The organism is Neobacillus sp. CF12 (assembly GCF_030348765.1).
GTDB lineage: Bacteria > Bacillota > Bacilli > Bacillales > Cytobacillaceae > Neobacillus.
Genome location: NZ_JAUCEU010000007.1, coordinates 4437501 through 4463480, shown reverse-complemented (window position 1 = coordinate 4463480; position 25980 = coordinate 4437501). Strand labels below are relative to the sequence as shown.

The window sequence follows — 25980 nt, the reverse complement described above, 5'->3', positions numbered from 1 at the left end:
AATGAGCATTTTGATATAAAATTCTTCTATAATTTTACATATTCCGATTTCCTAAATAGTACATGTAGAGCAAAAAAATAATATCAAATTTTCTATTGCTACTATTTTTATATTCTGATAATATAAAATAGCGTTATGGATTGGAAAGCTTATATTCAATATATATCCGAGTTTTTCCAAGCAGATAATTTTGACCACTTCCTTAAAGGGAGTTAAGGCCATACGGACAGCCGGGTCAAATGCCGATTGGCAACTTTAGTTGCCTTATTGATTGAGTTAAAAGCTCAAATTTTATAAGTTGGTTACTTTACAACCAGTGCATGCATATGCACAAAACTTGTGAAACGGTCAATAAGAGTGGTAAAAGTAATTATTTGCTATATAGACTCTGAACCTAATTTGATATATTTTGAATATTATAGAGCTCTTCCATATTGTCTTAGGACTTTTATGCTAGATGTATACTCTTTTGTTAGGTATACGTATGCTTACTTAATATTGATTAATATCGAAAGCAAGTGATGTGCGCCTTTATTTGCGCTATGCACTTGCTTTTTTAGTTGTTTAAAAGGCTGTGTTAGACTAGGCTGTTGATTTGCGCTCCTGGCGCTATGCTTTCCGCGGGCTCGCCCGTGAGCCTCCTCGGTCGTTCCGACCTGTGGGGTCTCACGGTGCTCGTTCATCCCGCAGGAGTCAAGCGCCTTCCGCTCCAATCAACAGGTTCTAAAATCATCAGTATCCTTTAACACAGCCAAAAAAAATTGATGTGATAGGAGATAAGAGAATGGGAAAAGCACTTATCATTGGCGCCGGCGGCGTGGCTTCAGTGGCAATTCATAAATGTGTTCAAAACAGTGAGGTATTTGAAGAGATTTGTATCGCAAGTCGTACAAAATCAAAATGTGATGAATTAAAAGCAAAATTAGACGGTACAAGCAAAACAAAAATTACGACAGCTCAAGTAGATGCAGACAATGTAGAGGAGTTAATTGCCTTAATCAATGAAGTAAAACCAGATATCGTGATGAACTTAGCACTGCCATATCAAGACTTAACCATCATGGATGCTTGTCTTGCGACGAAAACACACTACATGGACACAGCGAACTATGAGCCAGAAGATACAGCTAAATTTGAATACAAATGGCAGTGGGACTACAAAGAGCGCTTTGAAGAAGCTGGCATTACAGCACTTTTAGGCAGCGGTTTTGACCCAGGAGTAACTGGAGTATTCTCTGCTTACGCACTAAAGCATTACTTCGATGAAATTGAATATATCGACATTCTTGACTGCAACGGCGGAGACCACGGCTATCCGTTTGCAACAAATTTCAATCCTGAAATCAATATCCGTGAAGTGTCTGCTAACGGCCGATATTGGGAAAATGGCGAATGGATCGAGACGGATCCAATGGAAATCAAGCGCGTTTATAACTTCGCTGAAGTTGGCGAAAAGGATATGTACTTGCTATACCATGAAGAGCTTGAATCTCTTGCGAAAAACATGCCTGGACTTAAGCGTATTCGTTTCTTTATGACATTTGGACAAAGCTATATTACTCACTTAAAAGCCCTTGAAAACGTTGGAATGACATCTATCGAACCAATCGAATTCGAAGGAAAACAAATCATTCCGCTTCAGTTCTTGAAAGCTGTTTTACCAGATCCTGCTTCTCTTGGACCACGTACAGTTGGAAAAACAAATATCGGTTGTATCTTCCAAGGGAAAAAAGACGGAAAACCGGTAACGTATTATGTTTACAACGTTTGTGACCACCAAGAGTGCTACCGAGAAGTTGGTTCTCAAGCAATCTCTTATACAACAGGTGTTCCTGCGATGATCGGTGCAGCAATGGTGATGACTGGAAAGTGGAATAAGCCAGGCGTATTCAATATCGAAGAGTTTGATCCAGATCCATTCATGGAAGAGTTAAACAAATGGGGACTTCCATGGGTAGAAGACTTTAATCCTGTGCTTGTTGATGAGCCAGTGAAAGAAAAAGAGTTGGAGCTTGTTCGATAAGATGAGGTTCGAAGAATTACCAACACCTTGTTATGTAGTAGATGAGGATCTTCTAGAAAAGAACCTAAAAATCCTGAACGGCGTCATGGAACGTACAGGAGCTAAAATTGTTTTAGCACAAAAAGCATTTTCTATGACAACCATGTATCCCCTCATTGGAAAGTATTTAAGCGGTACAACAGCAAGCGGCTTATTTGAGGCACGTCTTGGACACGAGGAAATGGGCAAAGAGAATCATGTCTTCGCCCCTGCTTATCGCGAAGATGAAATCGATGAAATTATCTCGATTTGTGATCATATTATCTTTAACTCCTTCTCACAGTTGGAAAAGTTTAAAGATAAAGCCTTTGCAGCAGGCAGGAAAGTCGGCTTGCGCATTAATCCTGAATGCTCAACTCAGATTGGTCATGAAATCTATGACCCCTGTTCAATAGGTTCTAGATTTGGGGTAAAACAAGAAGATTTCCGTTCTGATTTGCTTGAAGGTGTTTCAGGATTGCACTTCCATACCCTTTGTCAGCAAAACTCTGACGATTTAGAAACCACTCTTAATGCAGTGGAAGAAAAGTTTGGACAATGGCTCCCGCAAATGGAATGGATTAACTTTGGCGGCGGCCACCATATTACAAGAGAAGATTACGATATTCCTCGCCTAGAGAAATGTATTAGAAAGATGCAGGAAAAGTACGGATTAGAAGTATATCTTGAACCAGGTGAGGCTATTGCGCTGAATACAGGTTATTTGATCACTTCAGTTCTTGATTTACATCGTAATGGAATCGAGCTTGCCATTCTTGATACGTCTGCAACTTGTCATATGCCTGACGTATTGGAAATGCCTTATCGTCCTCCACTGTTTGGGTCAGGAGAAGTTGGCGAAAAGCCATTTACCTATCGTCTTGGTGGACAAACCTGTCTTACAGGCGATGTAATCGGCGATTATTCTTTTGATCAGCCATTAAAGAGCGGTGATCGTTTAGTGTTTGGAGATATGGCCATCTATTCGATGGTAAAGACCAATACCTTCAACGGTATGCCATTACCAGCGATTGCTGTTCAGGATAAAGACGGAGACTGTCGGATTGTCCGGGAATTTGGCTACCAAGATTTTAAAGTAAGATTAGCTTAATGCGTAATTAAAACCAGATTCTGTTTATGAGTCTGGTTTTTTTCTAACGGCTGTGTTAAAAGTAAATGTTGATTTCTGCACCTGTTGATTTGCGCGGAAGGCACGAAGACTCCTGCAGGAGTACGGTGCAGGTGAGACCCCACAGGCGCTTGCGCCGAGGAGGCTCGCCGCAACGCCTGCGGAAAGCGAAGTGCCTCGTGACAGGCAAAGAACGCCTGTCACTGCGGAGATTATTCTAAGAAGTTTTCCTTAGTGGAGCGCAAATCAACAGACAAATTTAACACAGCCTTTCTAAAAATTTTGTCACTGAATAGTAAAAACATTTTGACACTTTAGTCTACTAATGAGGTATAATAGAAAGAAATTGGAAAAAGAAGATGATATTTTGGTATGTAAGAGCCTTGAGTTTAAAAACGAAGTTGGACAAAAGATCAAAGTGACAGATATTCCTATTATAGAAAAGAACAGTCGCTACTATTTTATGGTAGATGTTCGATTACAAAGCTATATTTCATCGCTCTATCATAAACCTCAAGAAAAAAGCAGCCATTCTTTCCGCGAACATTTGAAACGAAAAATGAACTGGGCTGAATTTAAGGAATTATATAATATACTAGATTATAAAAATAACGCTTAACCGTTCGAGTTATTCTCATTACTTACTATCAACTAGATGTACAAAAAAAGGGTTTGATTCCACGATCTAAACTCATCGTGGAATCGGACCCTTTTGGAACGTTGCGTAACCGCCCTCACTCCAAAGTCTTTGCAACTCCCCAAAACTCCTGCTCATTTTTCATTTGGGTCACTCCATAGAACTAGACTAAAAAAACCAAAACTAAACCATCTTCAAAAGCCTGCCTATCTGCTCAGCAGTTCTTTTTAAATTTAACCGGGTTACTTCTAGATCCATGGCTGTTTCTAAATCAACAGGCCCACTTACGATGGTAAAGAACGAAGATATCCCTGACTCATGCAAGGAAGGATTCCCTTCTGTAATATCTCCTGCAAGTGCAATCACGGGGATTCCACTTTTTTTTGAAAGTTGAGCAATTCCGGCAGGGGCTTTCCCCATTGAGGTTTGACCATCCAGCTTCCCCTCGCCCGTAATCGTAAGGTTCACTCCCTGAAGCTTTTCCTCCAGGCGCGCATAATCAAGTATCAACTGTACACCAGATTCCAGTTCAGCATCTAAGAATCCAGCAAAAGCTGCTCCCAATCCACCAGCTGCACCTGCTCCTGAAATATCCTGCAGATCCTTACCAATCTGTTCCAACACCATAGCAGCAAAGTTTGTAAGACCTTCATCTAATGCCTTTACGATTTCTGGTGTTGCTCCTTTTTGTGGACCATAAATATAAGCCGCACCATTCAAACCATATAGCGGGTTATTTACATCACAAGCAACACGAAACTTCAAGTCTTTCACCTGATTGGGAACAGCGCTCCCATCAATCCTTGCAATCTTCTTAAGCTCAACCCCGCCAAATCCAATAAGGTCACCCTCCTGATTGAAAAATTGATACCCTAATGCCTGAAGCATTCCAACTCCTGCATCATTGGTAGCACTGCCGCCAAGACCGATAATAATATCATGGCAACCCTTTTCTGCCGCATCTAAAATAAGTTCCCCGACACCAAAGGAAGTAGTATACAGAGGATTACGCTGTTCAACAGATAATAACGGTAATCCACACGCTTCTGCAATCTCGATAACGGCAGTCGTCTTGTCTCCTAATATTCCGAATCGTGCATTCACCGGGTGCCCTAAGGGTCCTGTGACTACCTTTTCAATAAAATGTCCATTTGTTGCATGGACTAGCGCCTCTACCGTACCCTCGCCTCCATCTGCAATCGGCACGGTCACAATATTAAAATCCGAACTAACCGCTGAAAATCCTTCAGCGATGGCCTTATTCGCTTCGAACGATGACAAGCTTCCCTTTAAGGAATCCATTGCAACTAAAATATTCAACTGCCTGCTCCCCCCCCATTTTCCCTAAAAAAATAACCTGTAAACATTTGTCTACAGGCTTATTAAAATTATTATCTAGCGAAATATTGTTCTTTTATTATCTCCCAATCAAGTTGAGATGTGGCTTCAACCTTGAAGTCCGTACCTTTCAGATAATTGCCGACACCAACCGCAAACATGCCGCTTGCTTTTATGGCCTCAATCCCCGCTTGGGCATCTTCAATGCCAATTGAATTGGCTGGATTAGCCCCTAGTCCTTTGCAGGCTGTGAGGAAAATCTCTGGATCTGGCTTCGATTTGCTAATTTTAGCCGCATCCGCACAGTAATCAAAAGATGATTCTAACTGGAGCGCCTTTAAGACCGTCGCTGCATTTTTTGATACGGAAGCAAGTCCGATGGAAATTCCCTCCGCTTTAATGGCAGCAAGTAATTGTAGGATCCCCGGCAAAACAGCTTCTGGTGTCAATTCTTTTAAGAACTCACAGTAGTGCAGGTTCTTTTTCGTCGCCATTTCTTCTTTTTCAGCTAAGGTAAAATCATTCTGTCGATTTCCCTCTATTAAAATTAACTCAAGGGAATCCATTCGGCTGATTCCTTTCAGCCTCTCATTAAATACTTCATCAATTGTGATTCCCACTTCTTCTGCCAACTGTTTCCAAGCAAGGAAATGAAAATGTGCCGTATCGGTAATCACTCCATCCAGGTCAAAAACAACTGCTTCTATATGTTTTTTTTCCATATCCCAACCCCCTAATTCTTAATTTCAACTTCAACTCGGTCACTCAAATGATATTCATGACCGTTAATCTCAATTTCTAAATCCACCCCTGCAAGCTTCACAATCTCGATACGTTCGTGAGTCAGCTTGATCGTAAGTTTCCGCCCCTGATACGTAAGTGGAAAGGCCAGTTCTGACCAGTTTTGTGGTAACTTAGGGTTAAAAGTAAGACGACCCGCAGCTTGTGACATATTTGCAAAGCCAAACATAGCAGTCAGCCAAATAGCCCCTAAAGAAGCGGCATGTATTCCTTCATCAGAGGAATGTGGATTTGGCCCTAAATCAATTAAGCATGCTTCCTTAAAGAAACGATAGGCAACTTCATCATCCCCGCAGCGCGCTGCAACTATCGCGTGGATCGCTTTGCTTAGCGAAGAGTCATGAATGGTATGTTCTTCGTAATAATGGAGGTTTTTCATAACAACCTCTTTTGGAAACAAATCTGGGAACAGATACAACAGCATGACGGTATCTGCTTGTTTCAGAATCTGCATTTCATTGACTTCAGAACGCGAATAATCCAACAATATTGCCTGACTTCCCTGCGTTTGTTTATAATGGGTCAAGTCAATTTCAGGTTTCGTTAAAAAGGTATCATCCTGCGGAATGATCTTGTTTTCATTAGGGTTCGGAAGATACAATCGGTTCAAAAAGTCCTTTCCTCTGCTGATAAACTGTTCATCAGCATCTTGGAATTGATCCATAAAATAAAGGGCTTGTTCTACATTGTAGTACGCCATGTAATTTGTATATGCATTGTTGTCAATGTGCTCTGTATATTCATCCGGCCCAATTACATCTTTGATGGAAAGCTTGTTACCTTCTTCTACTGTACGGCTAATCCAAAACCGTGCCGTTTCTTTAAGCAATGCAAGGCCTTCATTTTTCATGAACTCTTCATCCAGTGTGTTTTGGAAATACTGGACAACTGCAAAGGCAATATCCGCAACGATATGATGCTCACTTAGTGCAGAGGCTACCTTTTGCCGGGTTCCAGTCCGGATGTTTATCGCTGCAAACTCGGGTGTTTCCTCTTTTCCAGAAAAAGCACTTTCCCATGGGAATAACGCACCTTCAAATCCATTTTCGGACGCCTTTTCTTGCGCCTGTTGCAAGTGGAGGTAACGGTAACGCAAAAGCTTTTTCGCCGTTTCAGGCTGTGTGAACAAATGAAAAGGAGCAATAAAGATTTCGGTATCCCAGAAGACATGTCCTTTATACCCTTCACCTGTTAGCCCTTTTGCTCCAACACTGAAACGCTCGTCATGAGCTGGGGTCATGATCTCCATATGATAAAGAGCAAAATCTATTGCGGTCTGGTCGAATTCATCTGTAGATTGGATTTCGATACCCTTCTGCTGCCAAAACTTCTGCCATTTAGAGGCCGATCTTTCAAGCAGAGCATCATACCCTAGTAAACTGTTAGATTTAAGATCTTTTAAACCATCACTTTCAGGATTCATACTCTCGAGCGAAGTGTAAACGGTTCCGATTTTTTCAAATACAAACGGCTCATCTTTTACAAGCTCCCCAACAATTGCTGCATTCAACTGGCGATTTTTTGCATAAAAAGAAATTTCACTTGTCTCTTGAGCCATAATGCTTGCTGCTATTGCAATCTTGATTCCTGTTTCAGTTGTTTGATAGATTCCTTGAAGGATTTCTTCATTAAACACCATGACACTTTCTTCTATTAAATGTTGTCTGCCGAAGTTTGTCTGCTGGGCATTGATTCCTGTGATAATCTTGATTCTCGCGGGTTTGTCCAAACTAGTAACCGTAACCTTGGAGGCAAGCAAATGTAAATTGTCCTTGGCAGCAAAACGCTGAAAAACAAACTTAAAGCGGGTTCCCGTTTTGTGTTTCCAGATGAACTCCCGCCTTAACTCACCAGACTCAAGCGATAAACCTCGTTCATAAGAAAACACTTCACCTTCAAGCATTGAAAAATTCTTTCCATCAATCTCAATCAGCATACCGGCAATATCAGGTAAATTTACGAGATCAGACGTTTCATTGGCAGTTGCTTTATTATAGACACCTGCCACATACATCCCGCGAATTTGACCGGTATAGTCCTCCTCATGGGCGGCTCGGACACCTAAATAGCCATTTCCTAAAGCCATAACACTCGAAAATTTATTAAGAGAGTGCAAATCAAAATTATTATCGTAAATTACTTGTTTAGTTTTCATAACGATACACTTTCACCTTTTTCAGCAGATTGGTATAATGCCTCGATCAATTGTTGGATGATGTATCCTTGCTTTCCATCTGCCACCATAACATCCTTACCTAAGCACCTATCGACAAATGCTCCCATGCTTTTAGTATGTCGATCAAGGTCTGCGGTTTCTCTATTCAAAAGCGAAACAAGCTCGCCGCCTTCATCTGTATAAATTTGGGCAGGAAAGAGTGTCGCACCAGCTTGTGTACCAAAGAACTCAACGTTCATGACAGAGTCTTCTTTAATGTTCAAGGCAAAGGATGTTTCGATTTGTAACAAGCGGCCGCCTTCAAGCTCAATGAATCCGAACAGTGAATCCTCGACATCAAATTTAGCCGGATCCCATTCTCCGAGGGTACCTTTTGATTTTATTGTTCCAATCTTTTGATACATTTTTGCTGTGACTTTTTCAATTTTCGGGAATCCGAGCACATATAATGCTGCGTCAAGCATATGTGCCCCCAAATCAATCAGTGGTCCGCCGCCCTGTACTTCCTTGTTTGTGAAGGTTCCCCATCCTGGGATGCCGCAGCGCCTCAATGCCTTTGCTCTCGTCACATAGACATTTCCAAGGACACCCTCCTTCACTTTTTCACGAAGAATGGTGACATCCTCTGCGAATCGGTGATGGAAATCATATGCAAGCAGGCAGTGGTTGCGTTCGGATGCTTCTTTCATTTCCTTAGCCTCAGCAGCAGAAATAGCTGGTGGTTTTTCACACATCACATCGCAGCCATTGGCAATCGCCTGCAGGACATTCTCACAATGAAACCGGTTTGGGGTACAGATACTAACAATATCCGGATTCTCGGCTGCATACATTTCTTCTGCGTCCGTATAAAAACGTGGAATATGATTTCTCTCAGCGAATTCTTTCACCTTATCAGGATTTGGACCAACAACTGCGACAATTTCTAGTTCTTCTCTTGTTTGAAAGTAGGCAACATGTACTTTTTCTGCTACTTGTCCTGCTCCAATAATCGCAACCTTCTTTTTCAATGCGGTATCCTCCTTTTAACGTAAGGATTCTCTTAAGTGTTTTACTGCCTGTCTGTATTCAGCATCAAGGTCGTTGCCTCTGACACGGCATTCAATGGTTAGAAAACCTTCATAGCCATCTTCTTTTAAAGTGGTAAAGTGTTTCTTGAAATCAAGTGAACCGCTGCCCGGCTGGTAACGGTGGTTATCGGCAAGATGAATATGGCCGACTAGATCACGGTTTTGGTGCAAGGCTTCAGAAATATCATCTTCTTCAATGTTCATATGATAGAAATCCGCAATGATTTTTACATTCTTTAATTCATTTTCTTCAATGTAGTTTCGCGCATCTGCCAGTGTGTTAATCATATGGTCCTGATAGCGATTCAATGGCTCAAGGAAAATCGTTGTCCCTGTTTCTTCCGCTACTTTATCAAGATAAACAAGAGATTCCGTTACAGCTTTTCGGTCACCGTTCTGGCTTCTTGGTGAAGTCATTGGCGGCAGGCGATAAGTAAACATTCCCCATGCAGCCGGAACAACAATTCCTTTTCCGCCTACTTCTTTGAGCGCTTCAAGAATTAGTTTGATTTCTGCCAACCCATTAAGCCTGCGCTCTTCGATAAAATCACCAATCCATCCAATGTAACCACCACATGCAGTGGTAACCGGGATACCTGTTTCCACAATCGCTTCTTTTACTTCCTCCAAATGGTCTACTAACAGCTTCCCATCGATTTCAAAGCCTTCGAAGCCGATTTCTTTTATATACTGGAACTTTTCCTTAATATTCTCAGGAAAAAAGTTTTGATTTTGCGTTCCAAGTTTCATCGTCTATTCCTCCCTGAAAGAGATTGATGTTCCTACTATGCAGTGGCCCCCTGATGAAAGGCGGCACACATTTATTACTTGGTATATCTAATTCCCATTTTGATGCTTAACTCCGGTCGTTGATCAACAAATTCCATATACGCTTCTGCACTTTCTTCAAAGAAGACAATCGGATCAATTATATCCTCACAATTTAGATAACCGTTCATCAACAATTCCCAGCACGTATCTTCAATCCGTTTTCTATTCCAACGCGGATAATCAGGGTTAGGTTCGCTTGCAGCACGAGAGAAAATAATCTTTGCATTGTTAAAATGCGCTTCACGCCCAAAATTCAACCCTGCAGGAAGTGGTTTTCCAAAAGCGACATATGAAATCGTCCCGCCATAAGCAATACCCTTTAATGCAGCTTGAAGTGCAGCCGCGTTTCCACTTGTTTCAATAATGGAATCAGCGCCCAATTTATTCGTCAGCTTTTTCACTTCATAGCCAACATCACAAGACGTTGGATCAAAACAGAAGTCAGCTCCATTACGAAGTGCAATATCACAGCGGTTAGCCAATGGGTCAACCCCAATCACAATTCCCGCTCCTGCTTTTTTTGCAAGCTGTATCGCGATTTGGCCAATCGCCCCTAGTCCGACAACGACTACATAATCTCCAGCACGAACATTGGCATCACGAACGCCTGCCATCGCATATTGCGCTGGATCGTAGCAAACGGCATTTTGCCATTTTCCACCCTCTGGCATTTTGCGCAGGCGGTGATTATCAACGGCATTCACAATCACAGTTTCCATAATTGGTCCATACGTACATACATTTTCCCCTACTCTGTAGTCCGTCACTTCGCTTCCAACTTCAACGATTTTACCTACGACCATGTTCCCAAGCTGAAATTCACCAAACACAATCCCTGGTTTAGAGCCTTCTTCGCGGGGCATAAACATGCGCCAATCTTCGTTGAAATCCTCATCCATAAACGGAGTGATTCCGCGGAAATCTACTACTTCCGTCCCGTGTTTAGGTGAAGCAAATTCAACACTTATTTTGACTTCATTCGGTTTAATTTCACGATCTTCATATTCCACCAATGCAGCTTCTCTAGGTGCTGCAGCAATTAGCTTTTTCATATCGATAGTACCTCTTTCATTATTTTTAATATATTATCCTTTTACTCCGCCTTCAGTTGCGCCGCCTTTAATAAAGTAATCAGAAATGGAATACATAATGACAACTGGCAGTGCTGTGATCAGTGATGCTGCCATCATTCGGCCCCATACATAGTCCGGTGTGCTGAATAAAGTGTTCAATCCGATTGGCAAGGTGAAATTCAACGAGTCTGACAAGAAAATCGAGGCAAACAAGTAATCATTCCATGCAACCATAAAGGAATAAACAAATACTGAGATAATCCCAGATAAAGATAACGGAATAATGATTTTGAATATAATTTGAATACGATTTAAACCATCAATACTGGCTGCTTCTTCCAATTCTTCTGGAATCGTGTCGAAATAGCTTTTTAACATAAAAATTGCTGTTGGCAGTGTCTGAACGATCATCGTAATAATTAACGCTGTTTTCGTATCGTACAGACCCAGTCCGGAAATAATTTTGAACAATGGAACAACTAGCAAGATACCTGAAAACATATACACCGTATAAAAACTTGCATTGATCGTTGTTCTCCCCATAAACTTCAGCCTTGAAAGAGCGTAAGCACCAAAGATTCCAATGAAAACGGCTAGTCCTGCTGCCGTCAGTGCGACGACTAAGCTATTTTTAAAATAGGATAGAAATGGAAAAATAACCGGATTAAAAATATCGACAAAATGCTTGAACGTCCACTCTTTTGGAAAAAGCGTCGGACTGGTTGAAACAGCTTCTTCTGTAGACTTAAAGGATGTCATCAGCATAATGAAAAATGGAAAAAGGGATATCGCTAACAGGACGATTAGCCCCGTGTAAAATCCAACTGTTTTAATTACCTGATTCTTTTTACTTCTGGCCATTGCCATTAGTATTTCACCCGCTTTCGTGTTGCGATAATTACAAGGGATAAGATGATGAACAGAATAACAGAAATAGATGCAGCTTTGCCAAGATCATTGAAGGCAAATGCTGTTTTATACAAGTAAATCCCCAAAATGTCCACTTTGTTTGTAAGTAGGAAAACATCCGTAAACATATAGAATAACCAAATCGAACGCAATGTTATCACTGTGATAAGCACTGGCATAATGGCCGGGAGGGTAACAATTTTAAATTTTTCCCAAGCAGATGCCCCGTCAATTTCTGCTGCTTCATAGATGGATGTATCAACTGTTTGAAGAATTGCTAAAAAGGAAATAAATGCATAAGGAAAATATCTCCAAATAGCGAAAATTACCACTAGAATAAAGCTGCTTACCGGATTATCAAACCATAGCGGAGCCTTGTCAGCCAGGTTAAAAACGTCTACAACTAAGTAGTTCACCACACCATAACTATTATTGAACATGTATTTCCATGCAAACACCAAGGAAATGGAGGGTGTAACATAGGACAAAATGATTAACGACCGGGAAAGTTTCCGGAATTTAAATGGCCGATTAAAGAAGATGGCTACACCCAAACCCAGAGCCGTACTACCTGCCACGGCGAAAATCATATACAAAAGAGTAATGCCTAGTGATTGAAAAAACGCTCCATCTGACAAAATTGAAATGTAATTTTCAATACCAACAAAGGTTGCACTCAATCTCTGGTTTATTGGTTGGTCAAAGAAGCTAATCTGGATATTGGAGATCATCGGGTACGCAACAAGCAACAGCACCAAGAAGATACTTGGAAAAAGCAAGACCATTGCTAATTTTAAATCTGATTTCTCCCTTTTAATGGTTTTCATGGTACCCCCCTAATTAATAGTAAAATGTTTTATTTCATGTATTGTTTCTACAAGATTGCCAGTAGGAGGGGATCTTTTTGCAGGGGATCCCCCTATATTCAAATTATTTTTCTTTTAAAATTTCCGAAATAGCTTTATCAGCTTTTTTCAGTTCACTGTTCACTTTCTTTTCACCAACCGTTATAGAATTGATTAATTTAGGAATTGCGCCTGAACTTGTAACATCCCCCATTTTCAGGAAGTTCTTTCCTTCAACTAATCCAAACATTTGAACATCATCGAAAGATGCTGCAATTTCGGTTGAAAGCTCACCAAAGGATTTCACGACATCGTTTGCATGATAAACTTCATTCTCGACAACGAGTTTGCTAACTGGTTGGGCGCCGCCTGGTGACATTAATACCCATCTCGTCATATTTTCCGGTTGAGCCACAAATTCAACGAATTTCTTTGCTGCTGTTTTTTGCTCATCCTCTAAACCTGAGGAAATAGTCAGTGCAGATACGGTTCCATATACAGCTTTTGTTTCTTCAGTTGGTATCGCAAAACCAATATTCGCTGAATTACCTTGTTCATATACAGCTGGAAGAATATAGGTTGAGTAAACCGCCATTGGAGCTGATCCGTTCATGAAGGCATCCTTAACTTCGGTTACATCGTTAGAGCCAGGCATTGTGTACTTTGCTAATTCTTGATAGAAAATCAATGCCTCTTTCATTTCGGGTGTATTCATATTCAGTTTACCTTCTCGATCTAGGACATTCGCATTGTTAGAAAGGGCAAATTGAGAAAATGCCTGCTCAGAAAATCCACCTTCAACAGTTGGTAAGGCAATTCCGTACTTTTTGTTGCTGCTGTCTGTAAATGCCTTAGCGATCGTTAATACTTCATCCCAGCTTTTCGGTTCTTCAAATCCTTTGTAAGCAAGCATTTCTTTGTTGTACCAAATGCCTTGTACCCAACCACTGATTGGTACCCCAGTGAAACTTTTGCCATCTTCTGTTTTCACTAATTTCAATGCACCGTCATAAAAGTGATCATGACCTACTTGATCGAGAACACTTTTTACAGCATCTTTGTCGATAAGTTCGTCCTTATCCATTACTTTTGCATAGTCTTGTCCTACTTCAATAACTGCCGGAAGGACCCCTGCACTTGCCAACGTGACAACTTTTGTATTAAAAGAATCTTCTTCAACTGGAACTTGCTTGATTTTAATGTCTGGATTTTCTTTCTCGAACTTTGCAACCAATTCATTAATAACAGCCAGGCGTTCCTGTTCAACAGATGAATGCATAAATTCGATTGTTGTCTTTCCATCATTTTCATTTCCGTTGCCACAAGCAGTTAAAGCTGCTGTTACAAACAACATAATGAATGCGAACAATCCTTTTTTTATCATTGCTCTTTCCTCCTAATCAGCTGGCTTCAGCCAAACAAATTGATATGGTTCTAATGAAATGGAATGTTCACAATTTATTTTTTCACCAGAAATAGTATCAAAGAAGCTTCCTGTTAGGTCACATTCTACCAATTCATTCGTTAGGTTAATGATGGCTAAAAGGCTTTCTTCCTTGTCATTCACCCGTTTAAAAGCGAATAATTTCTCTCCCAAATCAAGGACTTCCATTCTAGTATTCGGGTGGAAAAGCGTTTCTTCTTTCCTGACTGCGATGATCTTGGTTAATTCAGTGAAGACTTTATTCCGTAAGGTATCCGGATTATTTAACTCATTTTCGATATCAGACATCGTGTATTTTTGGCGATTGATCGAGCGGTTCATCCCTGTTCTTGCAACACCCTCCACGTCATTCCGTGAACCAAGTATACTTTGAACGTAGATAGCCGGTACTCCAGGAAGGGCTAGCAGAATTGAATGGGCAGCTAGAAACCTTTTCACACGAACATCATCATCGTCTGATTGTAAATTTAACGCATCAAGATAAGTGACATTAATTTCATACGGGCTCTGGGTCCCATCTGGATTTTTCTTATAGTTGACCAAAGCCCCTTCTTTTTGCAAATCTTCGATCATCGACAGAATCTCTTCTTCCGGAATGATTCCGCGTATCGGATTTACCCCAATCCCATCATGGGATGCGAGGAAATTGAAAAAGGTTGTATCCAGCCCGGTTGGCAAAAGCTCCCTTGCCCACTTTGAAAGTGCCGTTCCATTACCATTATGGATAGAATAAAGAACAAGTGGCGGCAGCGGGAATTGGTAAACCATATGTGCCTCATCATTACCATTTCCAAAATAAGAAATATTATCTTTGTGTGGGACGTTTGTTTCCGTAATGAGCACTGTCCCTTTCGCAACTTCATCCGCAATCGAGCGGAAAATCTTCACAATTTCATGGGTTTTTTCGAGATGGATACTTGTCGTACCAGCCTCTTTCCACAAGAATCCGATTGCATCCAACCGAATATATTCTGCTCCTTGCTCAATGTAAAAGAGCAATACATCAATCATCTCGAGCAACACCTGAGGATTAGCAAAGTTCAAGTCAATCTGATCTTCACTGAAGGTTGTCCAAATATTCTTCTCTATTCCATTTTCTAAAATGAATTTAGTTAACAGCGGATGAGCCCTCGGTCTTGTAACTGCACTCAAATCAATCGTTGGATTCATATCAATGAAATAATTTTCATATTCCGGATTCCCTTTTAGGAATTCTTGAAACCATTCACTCTTGGCAGAGATATGGTTACATACATCATCAAACATAATCCGAGCAGCACCTGAAAGCTCATTAATTTGCTCCCAATCACCCAAGACAGGATTTACCTTCTTGTAATCAATAACGGAAAAACCGTCATCCGACGAGTATGGATAAAAAGGCAGTAAATGTACAATCTCAAATTTATCCGCTAAGTACTTATCAAACATCTTTTTAAAAGTGTTTAGCGTAGGTTGGTTTACTTCCTGAAATTGGTCGCCATATGTAATGAGAAACACATCGCGTTGATCCCAGTTTTGTTTTCTTGCCTTAAGTGGTAGCGCCTTTGTTTTTGCCATACGCTCCTCAATGCTTGTCCAAAGTGAATCAACATCATGATCCTCATAAATAAATGAAAGTCTTTCTTTAATCGTTTTCATAGACTCCTCCTATTGGTACCGCTCCCATATTGAGCAAAAAAAGTACCATGTTCATTGAAAGATAGTTTCATAAGTAATTACTTTATCAATAAAACTAGTATATATAAGTTTTCGAAACGCTGCCCATAACGTAAAAGAATTACCAATCTGAGATACCTTTCACACATGTGGTACCGCTCCCATATTAACCAAAAAAAATAACATGTTTAGGTGGTACCGCTCCCAAATCTACTAAAAAAAATAGATTAAACTTTACTGGTACCGCTCCCACGTGTTAAATATATTATAGAAAACCCTTTCTGTCAAACCAATTATGTGCAAAATTTATTGGTAAAAACTATTAATCGTAAATACTAAATTTTTGTTGATTGATTCAAATTTCACCCATATAATTTGTATATTGACTAAATTAATGAGATAAAGTGATTATATATGTAATCAGATTCAGTTATATCTTGTAAATCATCTTGAGAGGAGGAGCTTTATTGGGCTACACCATATATGATATTGCCCGGGTTGCAAATGTTTCTAAATCAACCGTGTCCCGTGTATTGAATAATCAGAGTAATATTTCTGAAGATGCTAGAAATCGTGTCATTAAAGCAATTGAAGAATTGAATTACCAGCCTAGCAAATTGGCCAGGGCTCTATCCTCCAGTTTTGATGCCATCATGGTTGTTTCTCGGTCTGCAAAGACGACAGCAAACAATCCATTTTTCTCAGAAATCCTCCAGACGGTAGCAGAAAAAGCGGAAGAAGAAAATTTCGATGTCATCCTGCAAACCGCAAAAAATAGCAGGGATGAACTGGAGAAGTGCATCGCCAAAATAAAAGGAAAAATGATTAAAGGAATCATCATGTTGAGTTCTCCTATTAATGAAGAATTGTTCAAACAGCTCGATGTTTTTAATATTCCAATCGTCGTCATTGGTAAAGTCGACGGTACCTATAACAATATATTTTCTGTAGATACCGATAACTATCATGACAGTTATGAGATAACAAAATATTTAATCCAACAAGGTCACAAAAAGATTGCCTGTGTACACTCTCCACTTGAATACCATGTTTCCATAGATCGTCTAAATGGTTATAAAGCTTGTATGGAGGATCATCAATTGCAAGTACAGGAAGAATGGATGATTGACGGCGGTTACAACGTAGAAACAGGCAGCCTTGCAGCCAGGAAGCTGATTTTAGGAGCAAACCGCCCTTCAGCAGTGTTGGCCACTGATGATTTAAAAGTGATCAGCATTTATAAAACGGCAATAGAACTCGGCGTTTCCATTCCACAGGATCTATCCGTTGTGGGTTACAGTAATTCGAGTTTTATTCCCTTTCTGACCCCTTCCCTGACTAGTGTAGAAATACCGGTCAGAAAGCTAGGAGAAACTGGGGCAGACCTCCTCTTTACTATTATTAGAAAAAATAAGCCTGAGGAAGCGCATACCATCATTAAGACAGAAAAAGTAATTCAAGATTCCGTTCTAAAAAAATTCACTTATAATAGTTAAAAAAGCCAATGGATTTCATTCCCATTGGCTTTTTGCGTATAAGGGAGATTACACGGTCCCTCCCACTTTATTTTCTAATTCGCTTTTTTAATGAGAAAAACAGTCTTATTTGAGAATTTGCTGATGAGATATGGGGTGATCACATGATATGGAATCACCATGAAACAAAGCATGGAAAAAATAAAACATATTGGTTGACAAGATGGGTGCTTTTATATGATAATAAGCATTGTATTAGAATTATTCTAATTTAGTTATTACTATTTGTTGTGAATAGTTCTCACAACCAGGGAAAAATGCAGTTCAATTTTTCCTAACAAATTTTAGGAGGAAATATATAATGTCATTAATCGGTAAAGAAGTATCAGCATTCAACGCAAAAGCTTATTTTAACGGAGATTTCATCAGTGTTAGCGAAGCTAACTTTAAAGGTAAATGGAGTGTTGTTTGCTTTTACCCAGCGGATTTCACATTCGTATGCCCTACTGAATTAGAAGACTTACAAAACGAATACGCAACGCTAAAAGATCTTGGTGTAGAAGTATATTCTGTTTCTACTGATACACATTTCACACATAAAGCATGGCACGATACATCCGAAACAATCGGCAAAATCGAATACATTATGATTGGTGACCCTTCTCAAAAGCTTTCTCGTATCTTTGATGTTCTAGACGAAGAAGAAGGTCTTGCACAACGCGGAACGTTCATCATCGATCCAGATGGTATTGTACAAGCTATGGAAATCAATGCAGACGGTATCGGCCGTGACGCAAGCACGCTTGTAAACAAAATCAAAGCAGCACAATATGTTCGCAACAATCCAGGTGAAGTTTGCCCAGCTAAATGGCAAGAAGGTTCTGCAACACTTAAGCCAAGCCTTGACCTTGTAGGAAAAATTTAAGGAGTCGATAAAATGTTACTAGATGCAGATATAAAAGCTCAGTTATCCCAGTATCTTCAACTAATGGAAGGAGATATCCTTCTTAAAGTCAGCGCAGGAACCGATGACGTATCTCGTGACATGTTGCTTTTAATAGATGAATTGGCAACCATGTCTTCTAACATTAAGGTTGAAAAAACAGAACTAGAGAGAACACCAAGCTTTAGTGTAAATCGTATCGGCGAAGACACTGGAGTAACGTTTGCTGGTATTCCTCTAGGACATGAATTCACTTCATTAGTATTGGCACTTCTGCAGGTGAGCGGAAGAGCACCAAAGGTTGACCAAAAGGTAATTGATCAAATTAAAGCAATCAAAGGTGAATATCACTTTGAATCTTATATCAGCTTAACTTGCCACAACTGTCCTGATGTTGTACAAGCCTTAAACATCATGAGCGTCCTCAACCCTGGTATTTCTCATACCATGATTGATGGTGCAGCTTACAAATCTGAGGTTGAAAGCAAGAACATCATGGCAGTACCAACTGTTTTCCTTAATGGGGAAAACTTTGGCGGCGGCCGTATGACGATTGAAGAAATCCTTGCTAAAATGGGTTCTGGTACAGACGCTTCCGAGCTTTCTGAAAAAGAACCATTTGATGTGTTAGTTGTTGGTGGTGGTCCAGCTGGAGCAAGTGCAGCGATTTATGCCGCCCGTAAAGGTATTCGTACAGGTATCGTCGCTGAACGCTTTGGCGGTCAGGTTATGGATACAATGGGTATCGAGAACTTTATCGGTACGAAATATACGGAAGGCCCTAAAGTGGCAGCAAGTCTTGAAGAGCACGTCAAAGAATACGACATTGATGTCATGAATCTTCAGCGTGCAAAGCGGTTAGAAAAGAATGAATTTGTGGAAATTGAACTCGAAAACGGTGCGGTTCTAAAAAGTAAAACCGTCATCCTTTCAACTGGAGCTCGCTGGCGTAATGTTGGCGTCCCGGGTGAGGCTGAGTTCAAGAACAAAGGTGTAGCCTATTGTCCACACTGTGATGGTCCATTGTTTGCAGGAAAACGCGTAGCTGTTATTGGCGGCGGTAATTCCGGTATTGAGGCAGCAATCGACCTTGCAGGAATCGTCAAGCATGTAACCGTTCTTGAGTTTGCAGCAGAACTAAAAGCTGATGCAGTGCTGCAGGATCGTCTTTACAGCCTGCCAAATGTGACTGTTATACTTAATGCTCAAACTAAAGAAATTACCGGTACTGATAAAGTAAATGGTATTTCCTATATGGATCGTGAAACTGAAGAAGTTAAGCATATTGAGTTAGAAGGTATTTTCGTTCAAATCGGTCTTGTTCCAAACACCGACTGGTTAGAGGGTACCCTTGAACGCACTCGTATGGGAGAAATCATTGTAGACAAGCATGGTGCTACTAGTATTCCAGGAGTATTTGCTGCTGGTGACTGTACTGATAGTGCTTATAAGCAAATTATTATTTCTATGGGTTCAGGTGCTACTGCAGCATTAGGTGCGTTTGATTACCTGATTCGGAATTAATGAACAATCGTTTTTAGGCAGTTTTACCGTGGTAACTCAACTTTTATTACGCAATAATTTTACAAAGAAAGTCGCTGGACTATCCTTACCGATAGGCAGCGGCTTTTTTGTGCATCTCTGGCTCTTTCCTTCTACCTAGGCTGAATGATACCTCAATTCAGCAGGTTAAAGCCTATTTCTTCTATTCCTGTCCATCCCTTCTAATTCAGAATAGACTTTCCATTATTAGACAACCTATTTTAATAGAATAAATTTCTTCGAGTACTAAAAATAGTTGTTGAAGGGAGATTGATCCGTGAAACTGTATCAAGTAAGAAAAGGGCAATTTGTTTATTATAACAATGAATTACATAAGGTATATGGCGTAAAACCCATGTATAAACTTTCCGTGCATCTTATTAAGCTTAGAGATTTAACACAGCATATCACCAATGCCGCAAGTGTTGAAAAATACAAGCCAAACGAAAATGACAGCTTTATTTTTAATCATAAGGCATATACGCTTAGAAATGACCGAAAAGCAGAAGCAGGAGATTATATTTTAATAAACAATCCAATGCCCGATTCCCTCGATACCTATTCTTTAAATGAAATTGAACTGGTTGAAACAGCGGATAATAAAGGGGTTATAACAGGCAATTCTCATGGAGTCAAACATAATGAGTATTTAGTAATGGTACCCGGCCGCGCTGCTGGCAATACTCCCATCGATTATAAAGACAAGGCGGTTGGTGAAGACGAGAACTTTTCGGTCGCCGGAACTATAGGTAATCCTAGCAGTGAACTACTGCCAACAATAGGAGACATATACAAAAAGAAAGACAATGACTCAATTTTAGAAGCAATGGTGGTCGCAACTAAAGACCAAACCGTTTACCTTGGAGGCGGATTAGAAATTACCCAGGATGAGTTGATGAACAGTGAAAAGTGGGAATATCTATATAACCTTCTTGATAAGTGATGACTACCCATCCTTTCTACCAATCAATTACCTGACACCATGCTTTACAAGGAGGTTTCTATGCTTAGCAAATTGAAAATAGGAAACAGTGTGTTTATTATTTCATTATTACTAACGCTCATTTTTATTGTTTGGGGAGTCTTTTTTACCGATAATCTCGCCAAAGTTACCGATATTATCTATAATGGTTCAATCGATTATCTTGGATGGGTGTATCTTGGAGCTACCCTATTCTTTGTTATCTTTTCCATCTATTTATTGTTCTCTAAATATGGTGATATTCGGCTTGGCAAGAAAACAGACAGACCAGATTTTAACACTGCATCTTGGCTTGCCATGTTATTCGGTGCGGGGATGGGAATCGGAATTGTGTACTGGAGTGTAGCCGAACCTGTCACTCATTATACATCTCCTCCTTATGGAGAGGCTTATACGGTGGACGCAGCCAATACGGCGATGAAATATACCTTTTTTCATTGGGGCCTTGATCCATGGGCCATTTATACAGTAATAGGTCTGGCTCTTGCCTTCTTTCAATATAACAAAAGGCTGCCTGCGGCTATAAGTTCTGCCTTCCATCCAATCTTGGGGGATAGGATTTACGGACCGATTGGAAAAACAATCGATATCCTGTCCATCTTTGCAACAGTCTTTGGTATCGCAACATCATTAGGTCTTGGTGCGATGCAGGTAACCTCCGGAATGCATGACATATTCGGTGTTCCTAATCAGTTATATGTCCAAATGATTGTGATCGTTGTCGCAACCGTAATATTTATTATCTCCATCAATACAGGATTAGAAAAGGGGATCCAATACTTATCCAATGCGGCGATGCTCCTCTCTTTTTTGATTATGCTGCTGATTCTAATCGTTGGTCCAACTCTGACTGTCATTAAAGTTTTTTTTAATACAACGGGTCTTTATATTAGTGACTTTATACATATGAGTTTAAGATTAAAGCCCTTTGGTGAAGGCGAATGGATTGCCTCCTGGACACTTTTTTATTGGGCATGGTGGATTGCCTGGGCACCATTTGTTGGCATGTTTATCGCCAGGGTTTCAAAAGGAAGAACAGTAAGAGAATTTGTTATTGGCGTGCTGGTTGTTCCTACCCTCGGAACCTGTATCTGGATGTCCATCTTCGGCGGCTCAGCCCTTGACTTGGTTCAAAACAAAGACAACCATGACCTAGCAAAAAATATTACCGAGAATGTTTCATTGTCGATCTTTACATTCTTTGATTATCTACCATTAAGTTCTGTGTTAAGTATTTTAGGATTTGCTGTTGTTGCGATTTATTATATAACCGTCGCTGATACAGCCACCTTTGTATTAGGAATGCTAAGTGAAGGCGGTACATTAAATCCTTCCAATAAAATTAAAATGACATGGGGTGTCATTCAATCCGCTTTGGCTGCTGTATTGCTTTTGGCTGGAGGGTTGAACGTTTTGCAAACTGCTTCCATTGCAGCAGCCCTGCCCTTTGCAATCATCATGATTGTCATGTGCTTCTCATTAGTGAAAGGGTTAAAAAGTGAAGTTGAAGTACAAAGAGGAAATAAAAGAAGCGCGCACCATTCCTAAAGGGTCATTACATGTAATTAAAACCAGAAGCTAATTTAGACAAAAAACCCGCCTTTTAAGAAAATAGCTATTTTCTTAAAAGGCGGGTTTATGAATGAATTTCACTTATTCTAAAAGGATTGGCTGCAAGAATCTTAGTGGGCCTAAATGGACTCGAACCATCGACCTCACGCTTATCAGGCGTGCGCTCTAACCAGCTGAGCTATAGGCCCTAAATTGGAGCGGGTGATGAGAATCGAACTCACAACATCAGCTTGGAAGGCTGAGGTTTTACCACTAAACTACACCCGCACATTAAATTGGAGGCAGCACCCGGATTTGAACCGGGGATAAAGGTTTTGCAGACCTCTGCCTTACCACTTGGCTATGCTGCCCAACCGTAAAGAGCCAACTCAAGTTATTAAGATAAATGGGGCGGCTGATGGGAATCGAACCCACGAATGCCTGAACCACAATCAGGTGCGTTAACCACTTCGCCACAACCGCCATGATTACTGTTTTCACCTTAGGTGAAAAAAATTTGGTTAGTTTCTTTACAATAAAATTTGGTGGAGGGGGACGGATTCGAACCGCCGAACCCTGAGGGAGCGGATTTACAGTCCGCCGCGTTTAGCCACTTCGCTACCCCTCCATATAAAAGACAAAAAAAGTTCAAAAAAAATAATGGCTCAGGACGGAATCGAACCGCCGACACAAGGATTTTCAGTCCTTTGCTCTACCGACTGAGCTACTGAGCCATATAATCATATCTATATCAACAGTAGAATACCTACTGATATAAAAAATGGCGGTCCGGACGGGACTCGAACCCGCGACCTCCTGCGTGACAGGCAGGCATTCTAACCAACTGAACTACCGGACCAACTTATTTAAGTGTTTTTCTAAAACTAATTTACATTAATGGAGGAGGAAGAGGGATTCGAACCCCCGCGCGGTATGACCCGCCTGTCGGTTTTCAAGACCGATCCCTTCAGCCAAACTTGGGTATTCCTCCAAATATAAGTGGAGCCTAGCGGGATCGAACCGCTGACCTCCTGCGTGCAAAGCAGGCGCTCTCCCAGCTGAGCTAAGGCCCCATATTGCTAATTGTCTTAAATGGTCGGGAAGACAGGATTCGAACCTGCGACCCCTTGGTCCCAAACCAAGTGCTCTACCAAGCTGAGCTACTTCCCGTTTTATTTTGGCGCGCCCGAAAGGAGTCGAACCCATAACCTTCTGATCCGTAGTCAGACACTCTATCCAATTGAGCTACGGGCGCAATATAATGGAGCGGAAGACGGGATTCGAACCCGCGACCCCCACCTTGGCAAGGTGGTGTTCTACCACTGAACTACTTCCGCATCTATAGTTAGTTGTTTAATAGTTAAGAACGTAAGTGCGGGTGAAGGGAGTCGAACCCCCACGCCTTGCGGCGCCAGATCCTAAGTCTGGTGCGTCTGCCAATTCCGCCACACCCGCATAATAAAAAATCATGGTGAGCCATGAAGGACTCGAACCTTCGACCCTCTGATTAAAAGTCAGATGCTCTACCAACTGAGCTAATGGCTCGTTCAATTATTTCTTAAAAGTTTAACTAGTTTTAATGCTTCCGCTGATGTAAATCAACGAAGCAAGAAGCATGGTGCCGGCGAGAGGACTTGAACCCCCAACCTACTGATTACAAGTCAGTTGCTCTACCAATTGAGCTACCCCGGCAGATGGTATGTTATTTAAACTTTTTTTAATGATTATGGTGGAGGATGACGGGATCGAACCGCCGACCCTCTGCTTGTAAGGCAGATGCTCTCCCAGCTGAGCTAATCCTCCATGCTAAAAAGAAAAACTTTGGTGACCCCTACGGGATTCGAACCCGTGTTACCTCCGTGAAAGGGAGGTGTCTTAACCACTTGACCAAGGGGCCATCCTTAAAAATTGGGAAAATAAAAACCCCAAAGGGGTTTAGCCTGGCAACGTCCTACTCTCACAGGGACAAAGTCCCAACTACCATCGGCGCAAAGAAGCTTAACTTCCGTGTTCGGTATGGGAACGGGTGTGACCTTCTCGCCATTGCTACCAGACTATTTTATTGAGGTTTCATTCCCTCAAAACTAGATAATTTCAGAAGAAGTTGTAAAACGAGTTCGCTTTAATAATTGGTTAAGTCCTCGAACGATTAGTATCAGTCAGCTCCACATGTTACCACGCTTCCACCTCTGACCTATCAACCTGATCATCTTTCAGGGTTCTTACTAGCTTGACGCTATGGGAAATCTCATCTTGAGGGGGGCTTCATGCTTAGATGCTTTCAGCACTTATCCCGTCCGCACATAGCTACCCAGCGATGCCTTTGGCAAGACAACTGGTACACCAGCGGTGCGTCCATCCCGGTCCTCTCGTACTAAGGACAGCTCCTCTCAAATTTCCTGCGCCCACGACGGATAGGGACCGAACTGTCTCACGACGTTCTGAACCCAGCTCGCGTACCGCTTTAATGGGCGAACAGCCCAACCCTTGGGACCGACTACAGCCCCAGGATGCGATGAGCCGACATCGAGGTGCCAAACCTCCCCGTCGATGTGGACTCTTGGGGGAGATAAGCCTGTTATCCCCGGGGTAGCTTTTATCCGTTGAGCGATGGCCCTTCCATGCGGAACCACCGGATCACTAAGCCCGACTTTCGTCCCTGCTCGACTTGTAGGTCTCGCAGTCAAGCTCCCTTGTGCCTTTACACTCTGCGAATGATTTCCAACCATTCTGAGGGAACCTTTGGGCGCCTCCGTTACTCTTTAGGAGGCGACCGCCCCAGTCAAACTGCCCACCTGACACTGTCTCCCACCCCGATAAGGGGTGCGGGTTAGAATTTCAATACAGCCAGGGTAGTATCCCACCGACGCCTCCACCGAAGCTGGCGCTCCGGTTTCTCAGGCTCCTACCTATCCTGTACAAGCTGTACCAAAATTCAATATCAGGCTACAGTAAAGCTCCACGGGGTCTTTCCGTCCTGTCGCGGGTAACCTGCATCTTCACAGGTACTATAATTTCACCGAGTCTCTCGTTGAGACAGTGCCCAGATCGTTACGCCTTTCGTGCGGGTCGGAACTTACCCGACAAGGAATTTCGCTACCTTAGGACCGTTATAGTTACGGCCGCCGTTTACTGGGGCTTCGATTCAGAGCTTCGCTTGCGCTAACCCCTCCTCTTAACCTTCCAGCACCGGGCAGGCGTCAGCCCCTATACTTCGCCTTGCGGCTTCGCAGAGACCTGTGTTTTTGCTAAACAGTCGCCTGGGCCTATTCACTGCGGCTCTTCGAGGCTATTCACCTCAAAAAGCACCCCTTCTCCCGAAGTTACGGGGTCATTTTGCCGAGTTCCTTAACGAGAGTTCTCTCGCTCACCTTAGGATTCTCTCCTCGCCTACCTGTGTCGGTTTGCGGTACGGGCACCTTTTATCTCGCTAGAGGCTTTTCTTGGCAGTGTGGAATCAGGAACTTCGGTACTATATTTCCCTCGCCATCACAGCTCAGCCTTTACGGTAAGCGGATTTTCCTACTTACCAGCCTA

Annotated in this window: 18 protein-coding genes, 17 tRNA genes and 2 rRNA genes (1 of these 37 cut by a window edge); 8 read left to right on the top strand and 29 right to left on the bottom strand. The window is 41.5% G+C overall.

The features are described from left to right. Positions 1-784 precede the first annotated feature (784 nt). From QUG14_RS21200 to QUG14_RS21190, 3 genes are all read left to right on the top strand, one after another. Positions 785-2023 (top strand): saccharopine dehydrogenase family protein, encoded by a 1239-nt coding sequence (locus QUG14_RS21200; protein ID WP_289342401.1) that lies wholly within the window; start codon positions 785-787, stop codon positions 2021-2023. Between the two features lies 1 nt (position 2024). After that, on the top strand, positions 2025-3152 hold the full coding sequence (nspC, locus tag QUG14_RS21195) for a carboxynorspermidine decarboxylase (protein WP_289342400.1): 1128 nt from the start codon (positions 2025-2027) through the stop codon (positions 3150-3152). 364 nt (positions 3153-3516) lie between these two features. After that, on the top strand, positions 3517-3789 hold the full coding sequence (locus QUG14_RS21190; RefSeq protein ID WP_289342399.1) for a DUF2535 family protein: 273 nt from the start codon (positions 3517-3519) through the stop codon (positions 3787-3789). A gap of 201 nt (positions 3790-3990) precedes the next feature. Here the strand turns inward: QUG14_RS21190 and QUG14_RS21185 are convergent, their stop codons facing one another. The 10 genes from QUG14_RS21185 to QUG14_RS21140 all read right to left on the bottom strand — a co-directional run bounded on the left by QUG14_RS21185 (position 3991) and on the right by QUG14_RS21140 (position 15932). Then, positions 3991-5127 carry a glycerate kinase family protein gene (locus QUG14_RS21185; protein WP_289342398.1) on the bottom strand — a complete coding sequence of 379 codons (1137 nt, stop codon included), beginning with the start codon at positions 5125-5127 and terminating at the stop codon, positions 3991-3993. Between the two features lie 71 nt (positions 5128-5198). Then, positions 5199-5867 (bottom strand): beta-phosphoglucomutase, encoded by a 669-nt coding sequence (gene pgmB / locus QUG14_RS21180; protein ID WP_289342397.1) that lies wholly within the window; start codon positions 5865-5867, stop codon positions 5199-5201. An 11-nt stretch (positions 5868-5878) separates the two neighbouring features. Next, positions 5879-8101 carry a glycoside hydrolase family 65 protein gene (locus tag QUG14_RS21175; protein WP_289342396.1) on the bottom strand — a complete coding sequence of 741 codons (2223 nt, stop codon included), beginning with the start codon at positions 8099-8101 and terminating at the stop codon, positions 5879-5881. After that, on the bottom strand, positions 8098-9132 hold the full coding sequence (locus tag QUG14_RS21170) for a Gfo/Idh/MocA family protein (RefSeq protein ID WP_289342395.1): 1035 nt from the start codon (positions 9130-9132) through the stop codon (positions 8098-8100). The genes QUG14_RS21175 and QUG14_RS21170 overlap by 4 nt, the downstream gene beginning before the upstream one ends. Before the next feature lie 15 nt (positions 9133-9147). Continuing rightward, positions 9148-9942 carry a sugar phosphate isomerase/epimerase family protein gene (locus tag QUG14_RS21165; protein WP_289342394.1) on the bottom strand — a complete coding sequence of 265 codons (795 nt, stop codon included), beginning with the start codon at positions 9940-9942 and terminating at the stop codon, positions 9148-9150. A gap of 74 nt (positions 9943-10016) precedes the next feature. Further along, the gene (locus QUG14_RS21160; RefSeq protein ID WP_289342393.1) at positions 10017-11075 is read right to left on the bottom strand and encodes a zinc-dependent alcohol dehydrogenase; all 1059 of its coding nucleotides are present in this window, start codon (positions 11073-11075) and stop codon (positions 10017-10019) included. A 33-nt stretch (positions 11076-11108) separates the two neighbouring features. Beyond that, entirely contained in the window at positions 11109-11963 is an 855-nt protein-coding gene (locus tag QUG14_RS21155; RefSeq protein WP_289342392.1) for a carbohydrate ABC transporter permease, read from the bottom strand. After that, positions 11963-12832, bottom strand: coding sequence for a carbohydrate ABC transporter permease (locus tag QUG14_RS21150; protein WP_289342391.1), 870 nt, complete (start codon positions 12830-12832; stop codon positions 11963-11965). The genes QUG14_RS21155 and QUG14_RS21150 overlap by 1 nt, the downstream gene beginning before the upstream one ends. 103 nt (positions 12833-12935) lie before the next feature. Further along, on the bottom strand, positions 12936-14234 hold the full coding sequence (locus QUG14_RS21145) for an ABC transporter substrate-binding protein (protein WP_289342390.1): 1299 nt from the start codon (positions 14232-14234) through the stop codon (positions 12936-12938). Between the two features lie 12 nt (positions 14235-14246). After that, positions 14247-15932 carry an alpha-amylase family glycosyl hydrolase gene (locus QUG14_RS21140; RefSeq protein WP_289342389.1) on the bottom strand — a complete coding sequence of 562 codons (1686 nt, stop codon included), beginning with the start codon at positions 15930-15932 and terminating at the stop codon, positions 14247-14249. Between the two features lie 485 nt (positions 15933-16417). Between QUG14_RS21140 and QUG14_RS21135 the strand changes: the two genes are divergently transcribed. From QUG14_RS21135 to QUG14_RS21115, 5 genes are all read left to right on the top strand, one after another. Next, positions 16418-17446: a LacI family DNA-binding transcriptional regulator gene (locus tag QUG14_RS21135; RefSeq protein ID WP_289342388.1), complete on the top strand. Its 1029-nt coding sequence runs from the start codon at positions 16418-16420 to the stop codon at positions 17444-17446. 340 nt (positions 17447-17786) lie between these two features. After that, positions 17787-18350, top strand: coding sequence for an alkyl hydroperoxide reductase subunit C (gene ahpC, locus QUG14_RS21130; protein WP_289342387.1), 564 nt, complete (start codon positions 17787-17789; stop codon positions 18348-18350). 12 nt (positions 18351-18362) lie between these two features. Then, positions 18363-19892 carry an alkyl hydroperoxide reductase subunit F gene (ahpF, locus tag QUG14_RS21125; RefSeq protein WP_289342386.1) on the top strand — a complete coding sequence of 510 codons (1530 nt, stop codon included), beginning with the start codon at positions 18363-18365 and terminating at the stop codon, positions 19890-19892. Between the two features lie 295 nt (positions 19893-20187). Beyond that, positions 20188-20853 carry a hypothetical protein gene (locus QUG14_RS21120; protein ID WP_289342385.1) on the top strand — a complete coding sequence of 222 codons (666 nt, stop codon included), beginning with the start codon at positions 20188-20190 and terminating at the stop codon, positions 20851-20853. Between the two features lie 60 nt (positions 20854-20913). Next, entirely contained in the window at positions 20914-22440 is a 1527-nt protein-coding gene (locus QUG14_RS21115; protein WP_289342384.1) for a glycine betaine uptake BCCT transporter, read from the top strand. A gap of 138 nt (positions 22441-22578) precedes the next feature. Here QUG14_RS21115 and QUG14_RS21110 read toward each other — a convergent pair. The 19 genes from QUG14_RS21110 to QUG14_RS21020 form a co-directional block, all read right to left on the bottom strand. Beyond that, positions 22579-22652 (bottom strand) — tRNA-Ile (locus QUG14_RS21110). A 5-nt stretch (positions 22653-22657) separates the two neighbouring features. Beyond that, a tRNA-Gly gene (locus tag QUG14_RS21105) sits at positions 22658-22731 on the bottom strand. Between the two features lie 9 nt (positions 22732-22740). Then, positions 22741-22814 (bottom strand) — tRNA-Cys (locus tag QUG14_RS21100). 36 nt (positions 22815-22850) lie between these two features. Further along, positions 22851-22926, bottom strand: a tRNA-His gene (locus tag QUG14_RS21095). Positions 22927-22986: 60 nt separating this feature from the next. Then, positions 22987-23071 (bottom strand) — tRNA-Tyr (locus tag QUG14_RS21090). A 33-nt stretch (positions 23072-23104) separates the two neighbouring features. Further along, positions 23105-23177 (bottom strand) — tRNA-Phe (locus QUG14_RS21085). Positions 23178-23225: 48 nt separating this feature from the next. Further along, positions 23226-23302: transfer RNA gene (locus QUG14_RS21080), tRNA-Asp, on the bottom strand. Positions 23303-23341: 39 nt separating this feature from the next. After that, positions 23342-23434: transfer RNA gene (locus QUG14_RS21075), tRNA-Ser, on the bottom strand. A 9-nt stretch (positions 23435-23443) separates the two neighbouring features. Next, a tRNA-Ala gene (locus QUG14_RS21070) sits at positions 23444-23516 on the bottom strand. Positions 23517-23536: 20 nt separating this feature from the next. Beyond that, positions 23537-23613: transfer RNA gene (locus QUG14_RS21065), tRNA-Pro, on the bottom strand. Positions 23614-23621: 8 nt separating this feature from the next. Then, positions 23622-23698, bottom strand: a tRNA-Arg gene (locus QUG14_RS21060). 7 nt (positions 23699-23705) lie between these two features. Beyond that, positions 23706-23780, bottom strand: a tRNA-Gly gene (locus QUG14_RS21055). Positions 23781-23816: 36 nt separating this feature from the next. Beyond that, positions 23817-23898 (bottom strand) — tRNA-Leu (locus QUG14_RS21050). A gap of 14 nt (positions 23899-23912) precedes the next feature. Then, positions 23913-23988: transfer RNA gene (locus QUG14_RS21045), tRNA-Lys, on the bottom strand. Between the two features lie 71 nt (positions 23989-24059). Continuing rightward, positions 24060-24135 (bottom strand) — tRNA-Thr (locus QUG14_RS21040). 35 nt (positions 24136-24170) lie between these two features. After that, a tRNA-Val gene (locus QUG14_RS21035) sits at positions 24171-24246 on the bottom strand. 19 nt (positions 24247-24265) lie between these two features. Then, positions 24266-24340: transfer RNA gene (locus QUG14_RS21030), tRNA-Glu, on the bottom strand. A gap of 41 nt (positions 24341-24381) precedes the next feature. Beyond that, positions 24382-24497 (bottom strand): 5S ribosomal RNA (gene rrf / locus QUG14_RS21025). A 75-nt stretch (positions 24498-24572) separates the two neighbouring features. Then, positions 24573-25980, bottom strand: a 23S ribosomal RNA gene (locus QUG14_RS21020) (it continues 1529 nt past the right edge of the window).

What these genes read in the sequence shown, in the direction of transcription:
- QUG14_RS21200 (WP_289342401.1), top strand. Translation starts at nt 785, where the DNA reads ATGGGAAAAGCACTTATCATTGGCGCCGGCGGCGTGGCTTCAGTGGCA.
- nspC (WP_289342400.1), top strand. Translation starts at nt 2,025, where the DNA reads ATGAGGTTCGAAGAATTACCAACACCTTGTTATGTAGTAGATGAGGAT.
- pgmB (WP_289342397.1), bottom strand. Translation starts at nt 5,867, where the DNA reads ATGGAAAAAAAACATATAGAAGCAGTTGTTTTTGACCTGGATGGAGTG.
- QUG14_RS21175 (WP_289342396.1), bottom strand. Translation starts at nt 8,101, where the DNA reads ATGAAAACTAAACAAGTAATTTACGATAATAATTTTGATTTGCACTCT.
- QUG14_RS21165 (WP_289342394.1), bottom strand. Translation starts at nt 9,942, where the DNA reads ATGAAACTTGGAACGCAAAATCAAAACTTTTTTCCTGAGAATATTAAG.
- QUG14_RS21160 (WP_289342393.1), bottom strand. Translation starts at nt 11,075, where the DNA reads ATGAAAAAGCTAATTGCTGCAGCACCTAGAGAAGCTGCATTGGTGGAA.
- QUG14_RS21155 (WP_289342392.1), bottom strand. Translation starts at nt 11,963, where the DNA reads ATGGCAATGGCCAGAAGTAAAAAGAATCAGGTAATTAAAACAGTTGGA.
- QUG14_RS21150 (WP_289342391.1), bottom strand. Translation starts at nt 12,832, where the DNA reads ATGAAAACCATTAAAAGGGAGAAATCAGATTTAAAATTAGCAATGGTC.
- QUG14_RS21145 (WP_289342390.1), bottom strand. Translation starts at nt 14,234, where the DNA reads ATGATAAAAAAAGGATTGTTCGCATTCATTATGTTGTTTGTAACAGCA.
- QUG14_RS21140 (WP_289342389.1), bottom strand. Translation starts at nt 15,932, where the DNA reads ATGAAAACGATTAAAGAAAGACTTTCATTTATTTATGAGGATCATGAT.
- ahpC (WP_289342387.1), top strand. Translation starts at nt 17,787, where the DNA reads ATGTCATTAATCGGTAAAGAAGTATCAGCATTCAACGCAAAAGCTTAT.
- ahpF (WP_289342386.1), top strand. Translation starts at nt 18,363, where the DNA reads ATGTTACTAGATGCAGATATAAAAGCTCAGTTATCCCAGTATCTTCAA.
- QUG14_RS21115 (WP_289342384.1), top strand. Translation starts at nt 20,914, where the DNA reads ATGCTTAGCAAATTGAAAATAGGAAACAGTGTGTTTATTATTTCATTA.